Annotated in this window: 14 protein-coding genes; 5 read left to right on the top strand and 9 right to left on the bottom strand. The window is 64.5% G+C overall.

The features are described 5' to 3' along the window. Nucleotides 1–229 precede the first annotated feature (229 nt). The 4 genes from glp to norR all read right to left on the bottom strand — a co-directional run bounded on the left by glp (nt 230) and on the right by norR (nt 5510). Entirely contained in the window at nt 230–1462 is a 1233-nt protein-coding gene (gene glp / locus R3355_RS08950; protein ID WP_318960905.1) for a gephyrin-like molybdotransferase Glp, read from the bottom strand. Next, nucleotides 1459–2016: a molybdenum cofactor biosynthesis protein B gene (gene moaB, locus R3355_RS08945; protein ID WP_318960904.1), complete on the bottom strand. Its 558-nt coding sequence runs from the start codon at nt 2014–2016 to the stop codon at nt 1459–1461. Before moaB ends, glp begins: the two co-directional genes overlap by 4 nt. A 184-nt stretch (nt 2017–2200) precedes the next feature. After that, nucleotides 2201–3559 carry a coproporphyrinogen III oxidase gene (locus R3355_RS08940; RefSeq protein WP_318960903.1) on the bottom strand — a complete coding sequence of 453 codons (1359 nt, stop codon included), beginning with the start codon at nt 3557–3559 and terminating at the stop codon, nt 2201–2203. 421 nt (nt 3560–3980) lie between these two features. Beyond that, entirely contained in the window at nt 3981–5510 is a 1530-nt protein-coding gene (gene norR / locus R3355_RS08935; protein ID WP_318960902.1) for a nitric oxide reductase transcriptional regulator NorR, read from the bottom strand. A gap of 157 nt (nt 5511–5667) precedes the next feature. Here norR and ytfE point away from each other — a divergent pair, with 157 nt between their 5' ends. Further along, complete coding sequence (ytfE, locus tag R3355_RS08930; RefSeq protein ID WP_318960901.1) at nt 5668–6333, top strand: iron-sulfur cluster repair protein YtfE; 666 nt, start codon at nt 5668–5670, stop codon at nt 6331–6333. Between the two features lie 258 nt (nt 6334–6591). Here ytfE and R3355_RS08925 read toward each other — a convergent pair whose 3' ends face one another. The 5 genes from R3355_RS08925 to R3355_RS08905 form a co-directional block, all read right to left on the bottom strand. Further along, entirely contained in the window at nt 6592–7035 is a 444-nt protein-coding gene (locus R3355_RS08925) for a hypothetical protein (protein WP_318960900.1), read from the bottom strand. A 41-nt stretch (nt 7036–7076) separates the two neighbouring features. Next, nucleotides 7077–8267, bottom strand: a complete 1191-nt coding sequence (locus R3355_RS08920) for an NnrS family protein (RefSeq protein ID WP_318960899.1) — start codon at nt 8265–8267, stop codon at nt 7077–7079. 31 nt (nt 8268–8298) lie between these two features. Next, nucleotides 8299–8472 (bottom strand): hypothetical protein, encoded by a 174-nt coding sequence (locus R3355_RS08915; protein ID WP_318960898.1) that lies wholly within the window; start codon nt 8470–8472, stop codon nt 8299–8301. Between the two features lie 120 nt (nt 8473–8592). Further along, nucleotides 8593–8943, bottom strand: coding sequence for a hypothetical protein (locus tag R3355_RS08910; protein WP_318960897.1), 351 nt, complete (start codon nt 8941–8943; stop codon nt 8593–8595). Between the two features lie 377 nt (nt 8944–9320). Beyond that, nucleotides 9321–10337 (bottom strand): zinc-dependent alcohol dehydrogenase family protein, encoded by a 1017-nt coding sequence (locus tag R3355_RS08905; protein WP_318947148.1) that lies wholly within the window; start codon nt 10335–10337, stop codon nt 9321–9323. A 260-nt stretch (nt 10338–10597) separates the two neighbouring features. Between R3355_RS08905 and R3355_RS08900 the strand changes: the two genes are divergently transcribed. From R3355_RS08900 to R3355_RS08885, 4 genes are all read left to right on the top strand, one after another. After that, a complete protein-coding gene (locus R3355_RS08900) occupies nt 10598–11512 on the top strand; it encodes a LysR family transcriptional regulator (protein WP_318960896.1) in 915 nt (304 codons plus the stop codon). A gap of 397 nt (nt 11513–11909) precedes the next feature. Then, on the top strand, nt 11910–13148 hold the full coding sequence (mexE, locus tag R3355_RS08895) for a multidrug efflux RND transporter periplasmic adaptor subunit MexE (RefSeq protein WP_318960895.1): 1239 nt from the start codon (nt 11910–11912) through the stop codon (nt 13146–13148). Between the two features lie 101 nt (nt 13149–13249). Then, entirely contained in the window at nt 13250–16429 is a 3180-nt protein-coding gene (locus R3355_RS08890) for an efflux RND transporter permease subunit (protein ID WP_318960894.1), read from the top strand. After that, nucleotides 16426–17829: a TolC family protein gene (locus R3355_RS08885; protein WP_318960893.1), complete on the top strand. Its 1404-nt coding sequence runs from the start codon at nt 16426–16428 to the stop codon at nt 17827–17829. Before R3355_RS08890 ends, R3355_RS08885 begins: the two co-directional genes overlap by 4 nt. Nucleotides 17830–17885: the final 56 nt, after the last annotated feature.

Below are 17885 nucleotides of genomic sequence, written 5' to 3'. Positions count from 1 at the left end.
GTTACTGGGTCGTGCCGAACCTTCGCCATATCGCCTGACGTGTTGGAACGGCTGCCCCGTGCGGCAAACTGGAGGCAATCGCGTCTGTCGGCTTGTGGGCACCTGTAGGAGCGGGCCATGCCCGCGAAACCCATCGCGGCCATGGGCCGCTCCTACAGGAAATGTCATAACCCATAAAATCAATGACATACGGGTTGTTTGATAAGAGCGCTCGCCCTCCCTACGCCACTTAATGCAGCAGCGCACTGAACGGCAGGTAGTCGAGCAGATCGCCCTCTTCCAGGGTCTGTCCCACTTCGACCAACGCCAGGCCGTCGGCCCAGCAGGCCGAGGTGAGCATGGCCGAGCCCTGCTGCGGGTGCAGGCACACGCGCAGCTGACCGTCCCGCGCTTCCAGCCGGGCCCGCAGATACTGGCGGCGGCCATTGGCCTTGCACCAGGCGAAACCGGCCGGCAGGCGCAGGGCCTGCGGCACTACGTCCTGGCAGCCCTGGGCACGCAGCAGAAAGGGCCGCGCCACCACCAGCGCAGTGATCAAGGCCGCCGCCGGATTGCCCGGCAAACCGATCCAGGGTTTGCCGCCCACTTCGCCGAAGGCCAGCGGCTTGCCCGGCTGGATCGCCAGGCGCCACAGGTGCAACTCGCCCAGTTCGCGGATCGCCTGCTTCAGGTGATCCTCCTCGCCGACCGACACCCCGCCGGAGGTGATCAGCATGTCCCACTCCGAAGCCGCCAGGCTCAGGGCATCGCGGCTGGCCGCCAGTTCGTCGGCCATGATCTCGTAATCGTGGACTTCCAGGCCGAGGCTGCTCAGTACGCCGGCCAGGCTGTAGCGGTTGGCGTTGTAGATCTGTCCGGGTTGCAGCGCCTCACCCGGCTCGCGCAACTCGTTACCGCTGCTCAGCAGGCCGACCCGCAGGCGCCGATAGACCGCCACCCGGTCGATGCCGAAGCTGGCCAGCAAGCCCAGCTCCTGGGGGCGCAGGCGCTGCCCGGCGCTCAGCACCTGAGTGCCGGCCGCCAGTTCCTCGCCACACTGGCGCACGTGCTCGCCGCCCTGTACCGGCGGCAGCCACACCCGCCCCTCCTCGAGCCGGCATTGCTCCTGCATCACCACGCTGTCGGCGCCCGGCGGCAAGGGCGCGCCGGTGAAAATGCGCACCGCATGGCCGGCGGGCAACACCTGCGCCGCCGCATCGCCGGCCGCGATCCGCCCGGCCAGTGGCAGGCAGCCACCGGCGGCCGGCAGATCGGCGGCGCGCAGGGCATAACCGTCCATCGCACTGTTGTCCCAGGCCGGCACCTCGAACGGAGCATGCAGCGGCTCGGCCAACACCCGACCGAGCGCCTGACGCAGGGCCACCCGCTCCACTGGCGGCGGCGCCGGGGCGCGCGCCAGCAGTTCGGCGATGGCCTGGTCAACCGGGCGCAGGTTGTTGCCGTCGCAGCCGCAGGCGCTCATGAGCGGGCTCCGCAGCGCTCGGCCTGCGGCTGATCGGCCAGGCGCTTGAGGTGGGCGACGAAGTTGCACGGCCCGGTGCGACTGTCCAGTTGCTCGCGCAGGATCTTCTCCCAGGCCGTGCGGCAGGCGTTGGGCGAACCGGGCAGGCAGCAGACCAGCGCGCCATTGCTGATCCCGGCCAGGGCGCGCGACTGCAGGCTGGAGGTACCGATCTCCGCCAGCGAAACCTGGCGGAACAGTTCGCCGAAGCCATCGACCAGCTTGTCCAGCAAGGGCCCCACGGCTTGCGGGGTATTGTCCCGTGCGGTGAAACCGGTGCCGCCGGTGATCAGTATCACCTGCACCAGCGGGTCGGCGATCCAGGCACAAACCCGCGCGCGGATCTGCCAGATATCGTCGATCACCAGGGCCCGCTCGACCAGCGCATGACCGGCCGCCTCCAGCCCCTCGATCAGGGTCTGCCCCGAGGTATCGGTAGCCAGACTGCGGGTGTCGCTGACGGTCAGGACGGCGATGCGTAATGCCTGGAAATCGGCGCGGGACAGATGAGCCATGCTGGAAGCCTCCATAGAATGTCTGGCCGCAGACTGCACCGCTACTTTGGTACAGCCCATTCCTCGTTGGAGGTATGCCCTGGGGAGCAGAACGCCCTTGGCAAGCCTCAAGCCCTTATGGCCAGGGGCTTTGCGCGGATTTTGCAGCGACTGCGACCCAGGGTCGCAGCCGCCTTGCACGCGGCTAAACCGCCCGGGAAACGGATTGCATACGCGGGGCCCCGCTGTAGCGATCGAACAACCGGCACACCGCGTGCACCAGCAAACGCCCGGCCGGAAGAATGGCGATGGAGGCCTCGTCGAGCCTGAGCAGACCGTCGCGCTGCATCTGCTCCAGGGCCGGCCAGGCATCGGCGAAATACTCGCGAAACAGCAGGCCGAAACGCGCCTCGATGCGCCGAATATCCAGGCCGAAGTCACAGATCAGGCGCTCGATCACCTCGGCCCGCAGGCGGTCGTCAGGCCCGCAGCGAAAGCCGCGCCAACTCGCCAACTGACCCCTGTCGAGCTGGGCCTGATAGCCCTGAAGATCGCGGCTGTTCTGCACGTACAGGCCGTCGATCTGGCTGATGGCGGCGACGCCCAGGCCGATATGGTCGCAGCCCGCGTGCTGGCTAAAGCCCTGGCAGTTGAGCTGCAAACTGGCGGTTTCCTGGGCGATGACCAGGTCGTCATCCGCCAGGGCGAACAAGCCCATGCCGACATAGCGATAGCCCGCCAGGCCGAGCTGCTCGACGCATTGCCGCTGCATGGCCAGCTTATCCTCCCGGTCGGACAGGCCACCTGCGGCAAACCGCCCCAGCGGCCGATAGCGCTGTGGCGGATCGGCATAGTCGAAGACCGTCACCCGGTTCGGCTGCAGCTCGATGATGGCCGCCACCTTGCGCGCGAAACTTGCCCGGGTTTGCCAGGCACGGCCATAGCCGATGTCGATATTCACCGAGCGATAGTTGAGTGTGCGGGCGGCATCGATCAGTGAGCGAATTTGCCTCGGGTCCTGCCAGGCCAGCGCTGCGCCACTGACCGCGGCGATATCGGGCACGCCGATACTGACGTGGTTGAAGCCCAGCTCGCGCAGCCGGCCCATGGTCGCCCAATCCGAATGGGGCAACTGGATATCGATGCCGTAGTCGCCCTCGTCATAATCGAGAAAATTGCAGCGCTGGCGCAGATGACCGATCAGCCTGTGCAGCTGTTCGGCGCTGGGCGTGCTGCCGCCGGCCAGGTGAAACTGCTCGACGCGCTGCAGCGGCCCCAGGTGGCAGCCGATCATGTCGATCTCCCGCTCCAGGCGCTCCAGGTAGGCGGCGAAGGTGTTTGACGAACAACTCGCACGCGACCGGCCGTAGGCGCGGTTGATCGGCAACTGCACGGCAAGCGATAGCGCGCGCTGGGCCTGCCGGCTGCCACGCAAGGCGCGCAGCAGATCCAGCGAGCCGATACCGCGATGAAAGGCTGTGGTATCGGGATAGCCGCTATGGCTTACATCGCCATGGGCGTAGCGACCGAGCAGCTTGCTGTCCCAACTGATGGCTTCACGCATCTGGCTCTCCCCCGTATGACCACGAGCATCAGTGTCGGGGTATTGCCGGCAAACCTCATTGACCTGAGTCAACCGCGGGGAAAAGCCGTGTGTCTGTGACGATCTGGTTCGCGCGGGTCATCCCAATGCCTAGCCCGGACCAGGCGCCAGATCCCCCGATTTGCATCCGAACTACCGAACAACGGGCTTCCCGTAGGAGAGGACGCCCAGATAGCGCGCCAGGCATTGGTTTGCCCCGCCAAAGACGCGTAGGGGGTGCTCGCGAAGCAGTACACCGCCTTCCTGCCAGCGGCGGACTGTTCGCTGCGCTCCTGAGTCCGCCCTACTCGGCTGAATCAACCTCGGGGAAAGCCGCGTATTGGTGAGGAACCGCTTGGCTTTGGCCATCCCAACCCGTAGGAGCGGCCTTGGCTGCGATCAATCACTTCAAGCGCAGACGCCGGGCCAGTTTGTGCAGGTTGCTCGGGTCGAGGTCGAGCAGGCGCGCCGCGCTGGCCCAGTTATCGGCGCACAACTCCAGGGCTTGCAGGATGCTCTGGCGCTGACAGGCTTCGACTGCCTCGCGCATCGAACAGGCGGCAGGTACGGGCGTGTCCTGCTGCTCCAGCGGCTCGCTGGCGCCGGGCCGACGAACCCCGCTGTCGAGGTCGAGCAGGTCGGGTTCCAGGGTCAGAATCTGCGTGCGGCTGGCGCCGCGACTGAGCAGTTTGAGGGCCGCGCGGCTGATCACATGCTCCAGTTCGCGCACATTGCCCGGCCACGCATAGGCCAGCAGGGCACGCTCCGCCGCAGGCGACAGACGCATGCTGCGCAAGCCCAGGCGAGCGCGATTGAGTTCGAGAAAGTGTCCGGCCAGCATCAGCACATCGTTGCCGCGCTCGCGTAACGGTGGAATCGGCACCGGATACACCGACAGGCGGTGATAGAGGTCGGCGCGGAAATGCCCGTCGCGAATGCTGTCCGGCAGGTGGCGGTTGGTCGCGGCGATGATGCGCACATCCACATGCAGCGGCTTGTCCGCGCCCAGGCGCTGGATCTCGCCATTCTGCAGGGTGCGCAACAGCTTGGCCTGTACGCTGAGGGGCAGTTCGCCCACCTCGTCGAGCAGCAGGGTGCCGCCATTGGCCGCATCGAAGCGCCCGGGGCGATCGGTGGTGGCGCCGGAAAAGGCGCCCTTGACGTGGCCGAACAGTTCGCTTTCGGCCAGCGACTCGGGCAATGCCGCGCAGTTGACCTGAATCAGCGGCTTGTTGCGGCGCCGCGACAGACGATGCAGGTGGCGGGCGAACAATTCCTTGCCCACCCCGGTTTCGCCCAGCAACAGCACCGGCAACTCCGAGTCGGCCACCACCTCCAGCTCGCTCAGCAGCTGGTGGATGACCTGGCTATGGCCGAGGATTTCGCTTTCCTCGGTGACCAGGGCGGCCGTCTGCACATCGCTGCGGGCCAGACGCAGGCTGCGGTTTTCCTGCTCCAGGCGGGTCACCCGCACCGCCGCCTCGATCATCAGGGCGTAGCGCTGCAGATCGCGCCGGGCGTTGCTGTCGAAGGTGCCGGCATGCAGCGTGTCGAGGGTCAGCGCGCCCCACAGCTGGCCCTCGACATACAGGCTCACGCCCATGCAGTCGTGTACCGGCAAGGGCTCGCCGACATGCTCGTCGAGCAAGCCGTCATACGGATCCGGCAGGCGGCTGTCCGGCTCGAACCAGGTCGGCTCGCGGGCGGCCATGATCGCCGCCAGGCGCGGGTGCTGGGCAATCACGAAACGCCGGCCGAGCGCTTCATGCACCAGGCCCACGGCGGCCAGGGGCCGCAAGCTGTCGCCATCCAGACGCAACAACCCCACCGCGCCACAATTGAAGTGCTCGCGCAGGGTATGCACCAGCCGCTGCAAGCGCACGGCATTGGGCAGTTCGGTGATCAGATCGGCGAGCAGACTGCTTTCCAGCATGGTATTTACCACCCTAATTGGTCGATCGAACCCTAACAGATCAGGGTTCGATCGACCATGTGAACGATAAAGTCCTGTGTTTTCAAGTGCTCGATCCTGGCACGGGTACTGCTATCGATCTAGTAATCCCCATTGATCGATGCACAAGGAAATCGCCATGAGTATGACCCTTCTCGACCAGCCCCTTGGCAGCCTGGCCTGCGAGATACCCGGTGCCACCCGGGTATTTCATGCCTTCAATCTCGACTTCTGCTGTGGCGGTCACAAGAGCCTGCGCGAGGCCGCTGCCCTGCGCGGCATCGAGCCCGAAGAAATCGCCGCCGAACTGGACAGCCTGCAGGCCCGGGGTGGCACGCAGCTGGACTGGCGCACCGAGCCCAGCGCACGCTTGATCGAGCATATCCTCAAGCGCTACCACGCCCGTCACCGCGAGCAACTGCCGGAACTGATCCGCCTGGCCTGCCGGGTGGAGCAGGTCCACGGCAGCCGCAGCGATTGCCCGAACGGCCTGGCCGACCTGCTGCGCGACATGCAACAGGAACTGGAGAGCCACATGCTCAAGGAGGAGCAGATCCTCTTTCCCATGCTGCTGAGCGGTTACGCCAGACAGGCCAGTGCGCCGATCTCGGTGATGCGCTTCGAGCACGACCACCATGGCCTGGCCCTGGAACGGATGGAAGCCCTGACCCACGGCCTCACGCCGCCGGAAGACGCCTGCAACACCTGGTGTGCGCTGTACCGCGGGCTGAACGAATTGCACGATGACCTGATGCAGCACATCCACCTGGAAAACAACGTGCTGTTCGTCGCCGACCAGGCCTAGGAGCCTGTCGGACTTAACGCTGTCCTACTGCGGAAAAGCCGGATTCGGCCATTTTTGCTGCTCTTTCTCGTTAAATAGCTAGCTATTCGCCTCGAAAGATCAACAAAACTGACTCGAACCGAAATGTCGGACCACGGACGTTCCCTCGCTACGGACGGTCAAGTCCGACAGGCTCCTAGCCGCTTAGCCGCTTATCCGCTTAGCCGCCGAATCGTCGGCATGCCGGCGATCTCCGTGTGCCCTCCAGACCGTGCACCATCACCAGCTCAGATAGAACATGCCCTTGGCCAGCAGCACGATGCCGACCATATGCGCGAACAGGCTGACATGAATGATGCGCAGATAACGCGCATTCATGCGCTTGCTCCTGAACAGCCACATGGCGCTGAAAAAATGCCCGAGCACACTGGTGGCGAGCATGATCTTCAGGGTCAGCAGGGTATTGAAGGACGACGCCAACGGCGCGCCCAGCGCTGGCAGATAACGTAGCCAGAGCATGCCGAGGCCGGCGCCGAACAGCGCCAGCAACACCCAGGGCATCAACTGCCGGGCACGCCGACCGATGCCCTGCTCGATCAGGCGCATGGCCGCGGCCGGCACCTGCTTGCGCACGCTTTCCAGGATCAGCACTTCGAAGAAAACCGTGCCGATGAAGATCAGCGCGGCGAACAGATGGAGGATCAGCAGGATCGGATAAGTCATCGGCTACTCGGCAGGCAAGGCAACAGTAGGTAGATCCGCATTCATCCCGGATGCCCATCGACACGGGCGCTGCACAGCATAGGCCCGTAACGCCAGGCGAACAGGACAAAGGCCAGGCTCCAGCACGCGGCCGCCAGCCACAGGCCCCAGAACGGCCAGACTTCTATCAAGCCAACGCGAAACAGGCTGGCCAACTGCAGCAGGATAAAGGCCAGGGTCATCCCGGCCGGCGGCGTCAGCGGGCGACCGGTATGGCCCAGGCTGACACGGGCGAGCATGGCCAGGATCAGGCCGCCCATGGACCCGACGGTCAGGGCATGCAGCGGCTGGCTGAGGTTGTTCAGCAGGCCGAGATGCCACAGCGCCATGCCCAGGCAAGCCAGGCCCAGCCAGGCATAGGCCAGGTGCAGCGACCAGAGCAAGGGCACCCGCCACATGCCCGGATCATGCCAGCGCGCCAGGCGCAGCAGATGGCCGACCGCGAGCAGGGCGAACAGCAGGCCGATCCAGGCGCTGGCCTGCAGGGCGATGCCGGCGGCATACAGCATGGCGACCAGGGCCGAGCCCAGCAGCAACAGCAGGTCGAGCCAGGGCCAGGGCTTGACGCCCTCCACCCGACCCAGGCCGCGCTGGGTGAAGAAAGGAATCACCCGTCCGCCGATCAGCCCCATCATCGCCGCCACCAGCCAGACCCCGGCCAGCACGCCCTGACGCTGCAGCACCTCGCTGGCACTGGCCAGCCCGACCATCGCGAGCGCATCCGCAGCCGCCAGCAGCAGCAGGACGGCGACAATCGGGTAATTGCGTTTCTGCCTGGCCTGCCACAGCGCGCGCGCCATCACCGCCGCCACCGCCAGCGGGAACGCCAACTCCAGCACGACCAGTACGGGCAACGGCAGGTTGCTCAGCCAGGCCAGTCGCGCCGCCAGCCAGAGCAGCGCCAAGAGGGTCAGCGGACTGCCCTGCAGCCCCGGCTGGCCGGTCCAGGTCTGCACCGCAGACAAGAGAAAACCGGCGATGATCGCCAGGGCGAAACCGAACAGCAGCTCATGTCGGTGCCAGGCCAGCCAGCCGCCGGCCGGTTGCCACTCACCCAGCCAGCCGCTGAATGCCACCAGCCACAGCGGCACGGCCAGCAATGCGAACAGACAGCCACCCAGAAAGAACGGGCGAAACCCCAGGCGCCACAGCGGGGTGATCGCCAATGCCTTGCGGCGGTCGAGTACTTGCATGATGCAGTTCCTTTAAATGGCCCATCGATCCTTACCCAACCAGCACGCCGGCAACCAGGCCCAGCAACAGCAGCCCCAGCAGCGACCAGCGACTGTTCAAGCGCGAGCATGCGCCAGCGATGGCAGCCTGTCGCCCGCGGCGAGCAAGCTGTGCGGCAAAACACTCGGCGCCCTGCTCGAGATTGCCAGCCATGACTTCAAACATAACAATTGCTCCTTTGCTGCGACAGGTCATTGTCCAGCGTCCAACAAGCACTGACTTTGCCCTGTCGAATGGACCGATGCGGGGCGCCATCGACATGGCTCGTCCCGCCGGCTCTGCTCATCAGTGGCTTGCGTGCAAACGACCCGCCTGACGGGTGACCTGGTCGCCCGCGCGGAACTGCGCATTCGGCGAGCGCACGGTTGCTTCCTCGCCTTGCGCGGTCCTGACCACATAGGCGCGCTGGCTCAAACCGCTGACCTGCTGAGCCCCCTCCCCGGCAAACAAGCCGATGCCCGCACCGACCAAGGCCCCCAGCGGACCGCCGGCGGCGCCACCGATCAGCACGCCGCTGAGCCCGCCATACAGCGCGCCTACGCTGTTATCGGGGGTTTCCTTGATCACTTCGTCGGCCCGTACCGCGGCAGCGCCGAGTAGCGCTGCACTAAGGAAAAACACATTGAACAATTTCATGGCTCGCTCCGGTTGATTGATTCGCTCAACCATTAGCAATTCAGAAATCGTGCCAACATTTAAATGCTTTCATATCAACAAGTTGAGAATTAGATGGTATATAGAACCCAAGCAACAAAAGGTACTTATGACCCTATAAAGTCCAAATGACTACATTGCCACACGGCATCGCGACAGACAGACGGGAGTGCTGGCACGGGTGCGAGAGCACCCTGTCGGCCAGTTCAAAAGTGAGCTACAGACTCAGCACCGACAGGTGCTGACGGGAAAGGCAGGAGTTGCAGCGGGGGGATTGCTCAGCCCCGGGACCCGCGCGTCAAGGCAACGCGGTCCCAGGGCAGGCGGGGGCAGCAGGCAAGCGATTTCTTCATAACCTCTCAGGGCAGAACCAGCGCCACTCGCCCGCGATTCGGGCAGGTTTCCATGTAGCGATGAGCCGCGATGAAGTCATCGAAGGCGAACACCTTGTCGATGACCGGCGTGAGCAAGTGGTCCGCGGTCAACTGATTGATGTGCTGCAAGGCACGCTGCACCGCCTCCTGATTGGGCTCGATGCCCAGTTCCGGGTGGCCGGTGAAGTCGAGCACGCAGTGGCGAAAAAACTGCATGTGCTTCTTGAATGCGGCGCACGCCGGAAAGGCCGTGTCGTTGCCCCCGTTGACGCCACACATGATCAGCTTGCCACGTTGCGCGGCGACATCGCCGAGCAACTTCATCTGCTGCCCGGCACACTGATCGAGGATCACCTCGACCCCCTTGCCGTCGGTATAGCGCTCGATTTCCAGAACCAGATCCTGCTCTTCGGTGACCACCACCTTGTCGGCGCCCAACTCGCGCAGGAACTCGCGGTTAGCCGCTTCGCTGGTCGAGGCGATGACTTTGGCGCCCAGCGCCTTGGCCAGTTGCACGGTCTGCGGCGCCAGGCAATGGCTGGCCTCGGTGATCAGCACATGTTGGCCGGGCTGCAACTTGGACAGCTCGACCAGGGCAAAATAAGCGAACAGCAAGGCGGTGTAGTGCACGCTGGCTTGCAGCGGTGACAACACCTGCGGATAACGGGTCAGGGCGTAACGCGGCATCAGCACCAGATCGCCCCAGGTCGGGTAGCGATTGGCGGTGCCGGCCGGGAAGCTGGCGACCGGGGTACCGAGCTCGAGGTCGTCGACGCCCTCGCCCAGGGCTTCGATGGTGCCGGCCAGTTCGCTGCCCATGCCGGCCGGCAAGTGGGCCTGCTCGGCGGCCAGATTCTGCCGCCACAGTACATCGCTCCAACTCAGGCCTACGGCCTGGACGCGCACCAGCACCTCGCCTGGGCCAGGGGTGGGGGTGGGCAACTCTTCGTACCGAAGAACATCTGCGTCGCCGAATTTATGGAAACGGATCATGTGGGACATCGTTACCTCAACCTCTGATCACGAATTGACACTTCAATGACTGTGGACTCTATCCGCTGATGTCCGCCAACACCACCCGCGGCCATTGATAGTTGTCATGCCTGGCAGTGATTGCCGGCTTTCCTTATCGGCATTACAGCTCGTACTATTGCCCGGCAAAGGCTCTCACTGGCAACGTATTACTAGCAACGTTAATACTAGAAAGCGCAGCATGCCACGCCTGATCGCATCAAGGCCGCTTCACTTCGAATGGTAACCGGATGAACCGTAACGACCTGCGCCGCCTCGATCTCAACCTGCTGATCGTGTTCGAAACATTGATGCACGAGCGCAGTGTGACCCGCGCGGCGGAAAAACTGTTTCTCGGCCAACCGGCGATCAGCGCCGCCCTCGCCCGCCTGCGCAGCCTGTTCGACGACCCGCTGTTCGTTCGCACCGGCCGCAGCATGGAGCCAACCGCTCGCGCCGAGGAAATCTTCACCCTGCTCTCGCCGGCTCTGGACTCGATCTCCACCGCAGTCAGTCGCGCCGCCGACTTCGATCCGGCGACCAGTACCGCGGTATTTCGCGTCGGCCTCTCGGATGACGTCGAGTTCGCCCTGCTGCCCGCCCTGCTCCGGCGCCTGCGCGCCGAGGCACCCGGGGTGGTGCTGGTGGTGCGCCGGGCCAACTACCTGTTGATGCCCAACTTGCTGGCCTCCGGCGAGATTTCGGTGGGCGTCAGCTACACCGAGGAGCTGCCGGCCAACGCCAAGCGCAAGACCCTGCGCCGCAGCAAGGCCAAGCTGCTGCGCGCCGACTCGGTGCCGGGAACTCTGAGCCTGGATGACTATTGCGCCAGGCCGCATGTACTGGTGTCCTTTGCCGGCGACCTCAACGGCTTTATCGACGACCAACTGTTGGAGATGGGCCGCAGCCGCAAAGTGGTGCTGGCGGTACCGCAGTTCAACGGCCTGGGAACCTTGCTGGCCGGCACCGACCTGGTGTCGGTGGTGCCGGACTATACCGCCGCCGCCTTGACCGCCGCCGGCGGCTTGCGCGCCGAGGACGTGCCCTTCGATACCAACAGCTTCGAGATGTCCATGGCCTGGCGCGGCGCCCAGGACAACGACCCCGCCGAGCGCTGGCTGCGCTCGCGGATCCAGATGTTCTGCGGCGACCCGGACAGTTTGTAAACAGCACCCCGCATAGACACCGCCCTGCACATCTATCGATGGTTGCCAAGCCGTAGCCCGAATAAGCGCCTGCGCAATCCGGGGAGCCTGGTGCCTGTGCAACTGCTCCCGGATTGCGCAGGAACATAGGATCTACGGGGATTGTGTAGGATGGATGACGCCTTTTTCATCCACCATTGCAGTTGGTGGATGGGTGAAGCGTCATCCACCCTACAAGGTCGTAGGTATTGCAAATAAACATAGGATCTACAGGAGCTTTGTTCACATCCGTAACCATCGATACAACCCTGCAAACCATCACTAACAGTGATACTCATCTTCGAGTCGTTCGATTCGTCCCCGCCAGCCCAGCGCCGCACACTCCGCCCGTCTAAAACTTACTATGGCGGAGTCTCACATGGATCAGTCGAAGAAAACCCTCTGGCATTTTCCCGCAGCGCTGGCCGCTCTAGTGGTTCTCAGCGCCTGCGGCCAGGCTCCGGAAGCCACCCAGCAGATGCCTGCGGCGCAAGTCAGCGTCGCCGAAGTCATCGAGCAGCCGATCAACGAATGGGATGAGTTTACTGGGCGCCTGGAGGCGCCGGAGTCGGTGGATGTACGCCCTCGGGTGTCCGGCTTCATCGACCGAGTCGCCTTCGATGAAGGTAGCCTGGTGAAAAAGGGTGACCTGCTGTTCCAGATCGACCCACGGCCGTTCCAGACCGAGGTCAAGCGCCTCGAAGCCCAGCTGCAACAAGCCCGTGCCAGCCAGACCCGCACCCTTAGCGAAGCCCGCCGCGGCGAACGTTTGCGCAAGAGCAACGCGATTTCCGCCGAGCTGGCCGACGCCCGCGCCAGTGCCGCCCAGGAAGCCCAGGCCGCGGTCGCCGGCATCCAGGCCGAACTGGACAACGCTCGCCTCAACCTGAGTTTCACCCGCGTTACCGCGCCGATTGATGGCCGCGTCAGCCGGGCGGAAATCACCGAAGGCAATCTGGTCAATGCCGGGCAGAGCCTGCTCACCACCCTGGTCAGTACCGACAAGGTCTATGCCTATTTCGATGCCGATGAACGGGTGTTCCTCAAATACGTCGAACTGGCGCGCCAGGCCGGCGGCCAGACCCGCGATGCCAGCCCGGTGTACCTGGGCCTGTCCAGCGAAGAGGGCCACCCGCACCTGGGCGAGCTGGATTTTCTCGACAACCAGGTCAACCCGCAGACCGGCACCATTCGCGGCCGTGCGGTGTTCGATAACCGTGACGGGCGATTCACCCCCGGCCTCTACGCCCGCCTCAAGCTGGTCGGCAGCAACCAGTACGCCGCTGCGCTGATCAAGGATGAAGCAGTCGGCACGGATCTGGGCAAGAAGTTCGTCCTGGTGCTCGATAAGGACAACGCCGTGCAGTACCGCGCCATCGAGCTGGGGCCGAAGCTGGAAGGCCTGCGCATCGTGCGTAGTGGCCTGGCCAAAGGCGAGAAGATCGTGGTCAACGGTCTGCAGCGCGCCTTCCCCGGCTCCACGGTTGACCCGCAAAGCGTGCCCATGGCCGACGAAGCTACCCTCGCCCAACTGGCCCGCCTGCGCCAATCCGTGGAGGACCGTGATAGCCCACGGGTCGCCAAACAAGACATCAACAACGACAAGCCGCGCGGCTGACAAGACGCCTTGGTGCGCGCAGCGCACCCTACCCGATCAGCTGATTCGTAGGATGCGCGGGGCCGCCTAGGCCGTGCGCACCAGCGCCCAAGGATCCTCAAATGAATTTCTCGCAATTCTTTATCCAGCGGCCGATCTTCGCCGCCGTGCTGTCACTGCTGATCCTGATCGGCGGTGCCATCTCGCTGTTCCAGTTACCGATCAGCGAATACCCGGAAGTGGTGCCGCCCACCGTGGTGGTACGCGCCACCTTCCCCGGCGCCAACCCCAAGGTGATCGGTGAAACCGTCGCTTCGCCCCTGGAACAGGCGATTACCGGAGTGGAAGGCATGCTCTACATGTCGTCCCAGGGTACTGCCGACGGCAAGATGACCCTGACCCTGACCTTCGCCCTCGGCACCGATCTGGACAAGGCCCAGGTGCAGGTGCAGAACCGCGTCACCCGCACCATGCCGACCCTGCCCACCGAAGTGCAGCGCCTCGGTGTGACCGTCGACAAGGCCTCGCCCGACCTGACCATGGTGGTGCACCTGACCTCGCCGGACGACCGCTACGACATGCTGTATCTGTCCAACTATGCCGCGCTCAATATCAAGGATGAGCTGGCGCGCCTGGATGGCGTGGGTGACGTGCAGCTGTTCGGCCTCGGCAACTACTCGCTGCGGGTCTGGCTCGACCCGAACAAGGTGGCCTCGCGCAACCTGACCGCCGCCGACGTGGTCAACGCCATCCGCGAGCAGAACCGTCAGGTCGCCGCCGGTTCCCTCGGGGCACCGCCCTCGGATGCGGGCAACAGCTTCCAGTTGTCGATCAACACCCAGGGCCGCCTGGTCACCGAGGAAGAGTTTGAAAACATCATCATCCGCGCCGGTGAAAACGGCGAAATCACTCGCCTGAAAGACATCGCCCGGATCGAGCTGGGTTCCAGCCAGTACGCCCTGCGCTCGCTGCTGAACAACAAGCCGGCGGTGGCCATCCCGGTATTCCAGCGCCCCGGCTCCAACGCCATCGAGATTTCCGATGCGGTGCGCAGCCGTATGGCCGAGCTGAAGCAGAGCTTCCCCCAGGGCGTGGACTACGAAATCGTCTACGACCCGACCATCTTCGTGCGTGGTTCCATCGAGGCGGTGGTGCACACCCTGCTCGAAGCCATCATCCTGGTGGTACTGGTGGTGATCCTGTTCCTGCAGACCTGGCGCGCTTCGATCATCCCGCTGGCCGCCGTGCCGGTGTCCTTGATCGGCACCTTCGCCGTGATGCATATGTTCGGCTTCTCGCTCAACGCCCTGTCGCTGTTCGGCCTGGTGCTGGCCATCGGCATCGTGGTCGACGACGCCATCGTGGTGGTGGAAAACGTCGAACGTAATATCGGCCTGGGCAAAACCCCGGTGGAAGCCACCAAGCAGGCGATGAAGGAAGTGACCGGGCCGATCGTGGCCACGGCCCTGGTGCTGTGCGCGGTGTTTATCCCCACGGCCTTTATCTCCGGGCTTAGCGGGCAGTTCTATCAGCAGTTCGCCCTGACCATTGCGATTTCCACGGTGATCTCGGCAATCAACTCGCTGACCCTGTCCCCTGCCCTGGCCGCCGTGTTGCTGAAAAGCCACGATGCGCCGAAGGATCGCTTCTCCAAGCTGCTCGACAAGCTGTTCGGCGGCTGGTTGTTCCAGCCGTTCAACCGGGTGTTCGAGCGCGCCAGCCTTGGCTATGTCGGCACCGTGAAGCGCGTGCTGCGCGGCAGCGGCATCGCCCTGTTCGTCTACGCCGGGCTGATGGGCCTGACCTACCTGGGCTTCGCCACGACGCCCACCGGCTTCGTACCGGCCCAGGACAAACAGTACCTGGTGGCCTTTGCTCAGCTGCCGGACGCCGCGACCCTGGATCGCACCGAAGCGGTGATGAAAGATATGTCGGCAATCGCCGGCAAGCACCCCGGCGTGGAAAACACCATCGCCTTCCCTGGCCTGTCGATCAACGGTTTCACCAACAGCCCGAACAGCGGCATCGTCTTCGTCGCCCTGAAAGACTTCGACCAGCGCAAGGACGAGAACATGTCGGCCGGGGCCATTGCCGCTGAGCTTAACGGCCAGTTCGGCTCCATTCAGGAAGCCTATCTGGCGATCTTCCCGCCGCCACCGGTACAAGGCCTGGGCACCATCGGCGGCTTCCGCCTGCAGGTGCAGGATCGCGGCAACCTGGGTTACGACGAGCTGTACCTGCAGACCCAGAACGTCATCGCCAAGGCGCGCCAGCTGCCGGAACTGGACCCGATGTCGGTGTTCACCAGCTACCAGGTCAACGTGCCGCAGATCGATGCCGCCATCGACCGCGAAAAGGCCAAGACCCACGGCGTGGCGATCAGCGACATCTTCGACACCATGCAGATCTACCTGGGTTCGCTGTACGCCAACGACTTCAACCGCTTTGGCCGTACCTATCAGGTCAACGTGCAGGCCGAGCAGCAGTTCCGCCTGGAGCCGGAGCAGATCGGCCAGCTCAAGGTGCGCAACAACCGGGGCGAAATGGTGCCGCTGTCGGCCTTCCTCAAGGTCAGTGCCAGCTCCGGTCCCGATCGGGTGATGCACTACAACGGCTTCCTCACCGCCGAGATCAACGGTGCGGCAGCCCCCGGCTACAGCTCCGGCCAGGCCGAGGCGGCGATGGCCAAACTGCTCAAGGAAGAACTGCCCAACGGCATGAGCTTCGAGTGGACCGACCTGACCTACCAGCAGATCCTGGCCGGTAACAGCGCGATCTTCGTCTTCCCGCTCTGCGTGCTCCTGGCCTTCCTGGTGCTGGCCGCCCAGTACGAAAGCTGGAGCCTGCCGCTGGCGGTGATCCTGATCGTGCCGATGACCCTGCTGTCGGCCATCACCGGGGTGATCCTGGCCGGCGGCGACAACAACATCTTCACCCAGATCGGACTGATCGTATTGGTGGGATTGGCCTGCAAGAACGCCATCCTGATCGTCGAGTTCGCCAAGGAGAAACAGGAAGAAGGCATGGACCGCGTCAGCGCGGTGCTGGAAGCCTGCCGCCTGCGGTTGCGGCCGATCCTGATGACCAGCTTCGCCTTTATCATGGGTGTGGTGCCGCTGGTATTGTCCTCCGGTGCCGGCGCGGAAATGCGCCATGCCATGGGCGTTGCGGTGTTCAGCGGCATGCTCGGCGTGACCTTCTTCGGTCTGCTGCTGACCCCGCTGTTCTACGTGCTGATCCGCGCCTTCGTGGAGAACGGCCAAGCCAAAAAAGCCGCGCGTCTGCTGGAGGTGCAGGCATGAGCGCATTCGCTGGCAACAGCCTGAAAATCAGCCTGCTGGCGCTGACTCTGAGCGCCTGCGCCGTCGGCCCGGACTACAAGAGTCCACACCTCGAGCCGGCCAAACTGGCCAGCGCAGAAGTCGGCGACTACGACCGCTCACGCTTCGAAGCGCTCTGGTGGCAGCAGTTCGATGACCCGACGCTGAACCAACTGGTAGAGCACTCGCTCGAGGAAAACCGCGAGCTGCGCGTAGCCTTCGCCCGCTTGCGCGCCGCCCGGGCGATCCGTGACGACGTCGCCAACGACCAGTTGCCGACCATCGGCAGCCGCGCCAGCAGCGAGATTGGCAAGGCCCAACAGCCCGGCATCAGCGAGCGACGGGTGAAAAGCGAGCGTTACGACCTGGGCCTGGATATGGCCTGGGAGCTCGACCTGTTCGGCCGCATCCAGCGCCAATTGGAAGCCAGCGACGCGCAGATCGAGGTGGCCGAAGCCGACTACTACCAGTTGCAGATCAGTCTGATTGCCGAGCTGGTGGATGCCTACGGCAACCTGCGCGGTGCCCAGCTGCGCGAGCGCATCGCCACCCAGAACCTGGAAAACCAGCAGGAATCGCGTGCCATCACCGAGCAACTGCGCGAGGCCGGGGTCGGCAGCGAGCTAGATGTGCTGCGCGCCGATGCCCGCCTGGCCGCCACCGAAGCCAGCCTGCCGCAACTGCAGGCCGAACAGGTGCGGGCGCAGAATCGCATCGCCACCCTGCTCGGTCAGCGCCCGGAACAATTGACGGTGGAACTGTCTGCCCGGCCGTTGCCGGCGATTGCCAAGGCTTTGCCGATCGGCGATCCGGCTGAACTGTTGCGCCGCCGCCCCGATATCCGCGCCGCCGAGCGCCAGCTGGCGGCAGCCACCGCCTCTATCGGCGTAGCCACGACGGACCTGTTTCCGCGGGTCAGCCTGAGCGGCTTTCTCGGCTTTACCGCCGGGCGTGGCTCGCAACTGGGCTCATCGGCGGCGCGCGCCTGGGGCGTGGCACCGACCATCACCTGGGCGGCGTTCGACCTGGGTAGCGTGCGCGCTCGCCTGCGTGGCGCCGAAGCCGAAGCAGACGGTGCCCTGGCCAACTATGAGCAACAGGTGCTGCTGGCGTTGGAGGAATCGGCCAACGCTTTCAGCGATTACGCCAACAACCAGCAGCGCCTGCTCGCCCTGCTGCGCCAAGCCGAAGCCAGCCGCGCCGCTGCCGCACAAGCCAGGGTGCGCTATCGCGAAGGCGAAGTGGACTTCCTGGTTCTGCTCGACGCCGAACGCGAACGCCTGGCCGCCGAAGACGCCCAGGCCCTGGCGGAAGTCGAGCTGTACCGCGGCATAGTCGCCATCTACAAAGCCCTTGGCGGCGGTTGGCAACCCAACGCCTAACGTCGAATCTCTCCCCAGGTTGGCCACGCCAACCCCTTCGCGCCCCACGGCAGTTG

This window comes from Pseudomonas sp., assembly GCF_033723075.1.
Taxonomy (GTDB): Bacteria; Pseudomonadota; Gammaproteobacteria; order Pseudomonadales; family Pseudomonadaceae; genus Aquipseudomonas.
Note: the sequence above shows the minus strand (reverse complement) of the source record. Positions and strands in the feature narration are given on the sequence as shown.

Bases quoted from the DNA above. Each gene is read 5' to 3' on its own strand.
- glp (WP_318960905.1), bottom strand. From the start codon at position 1,462: ATGAGCGCCTGCGGCTGCGACGGCAACAACCTGCGCCCGGTTGACCAG.
- moaB (WP_318960904.1), bottom strand. From the start codon at position 2,016: ATGGCTCATCTGTCCCGCGCCGATTTCCAGGCATTACGCATCGCCGTC.
- R3355_RS08940 (WP_318960903.1), bottom strand. From the start codon at position 3,559: ATGCGTGAAGCCATCAGTTGGGACAGCAAGCTGCTCGGTCGCTACGCC.
- norR (WP_318960902.1), bottom strand. From the start codon at position 5,510: ATGCTGGAAAGCAGTCTGCTCGCCGATCTGATCACCGAACTGCCCAAT.
- ytfE (WP_318960901.1), top strand. From the start codon at position 5,668: ATGAGTATGACCCTTCTCGACCAGCCCCTTGGCAGCCTGGCCTGCGAG.
- R3355_RS08925 (WP_318960900.1), bottom strand. From the start codon at position 7,035: ATGACTTATCCGATCCTGCTGATCCTCCATCTGTTCGCCGCGCTGATC.
- R3355_RS08920 (WP_318960899.1), bottom strand. From the start codon at position 8,267: ATGCAAGTACTCGACCGCCGCAAGGCATTGGCGATCACCCCGCTGTGG.
- R3355_RS08915 (WP_318960898.1), bottom strand. From the start codon at position 8,472: ATGTTTGAAGTCATGGCTGGCAATCTCGAGCAGGGCGCCGAGTGTTTT.
- R3355_RS08910 (WP_318960897.1), bottom strand. From the start codon at position 8,943: ATGAAATTGTTCAATGTGTTTTTCCTTAGTGCAGCGCTACTCGGCGCT.
- R3355_RS08905 (WP_318947148.1), bottom strand. From the start codon at position 10,337: ATGTCCCACATGATCCGTTTCCATAAATTCGGCGACGCAGATGTTCTT.
- R3355_RS08900 (WP_318960896.1), top strand. From the start codon at position 10,598: ATGAACCGTAACGACCTGCGCCGCCTCGATCTCAACCTGCTGATCGTG.
- mexE (WP_318960895.1), top strand. From the start codon at position 11,910: ATGGATCAGTCGAAGAAAACCCTCTGGCATTTTCCCGCAGCGCTGGCC.
- R3355_RS08890 (WP_318960894.1), top strand. From the start codon at position 13,250: ATGAATTTCTCGCAATTCTTTATCCAGCGGCCGATCTTCGCCGCCGTG.
- R3355_RS08885 (WP_318960893.1), top strand. From the start codon at position 16,426: ATGAGCGCATTCGCTGGCAACAGCCTGAAAATCAGCCTGCTGGCGCTG.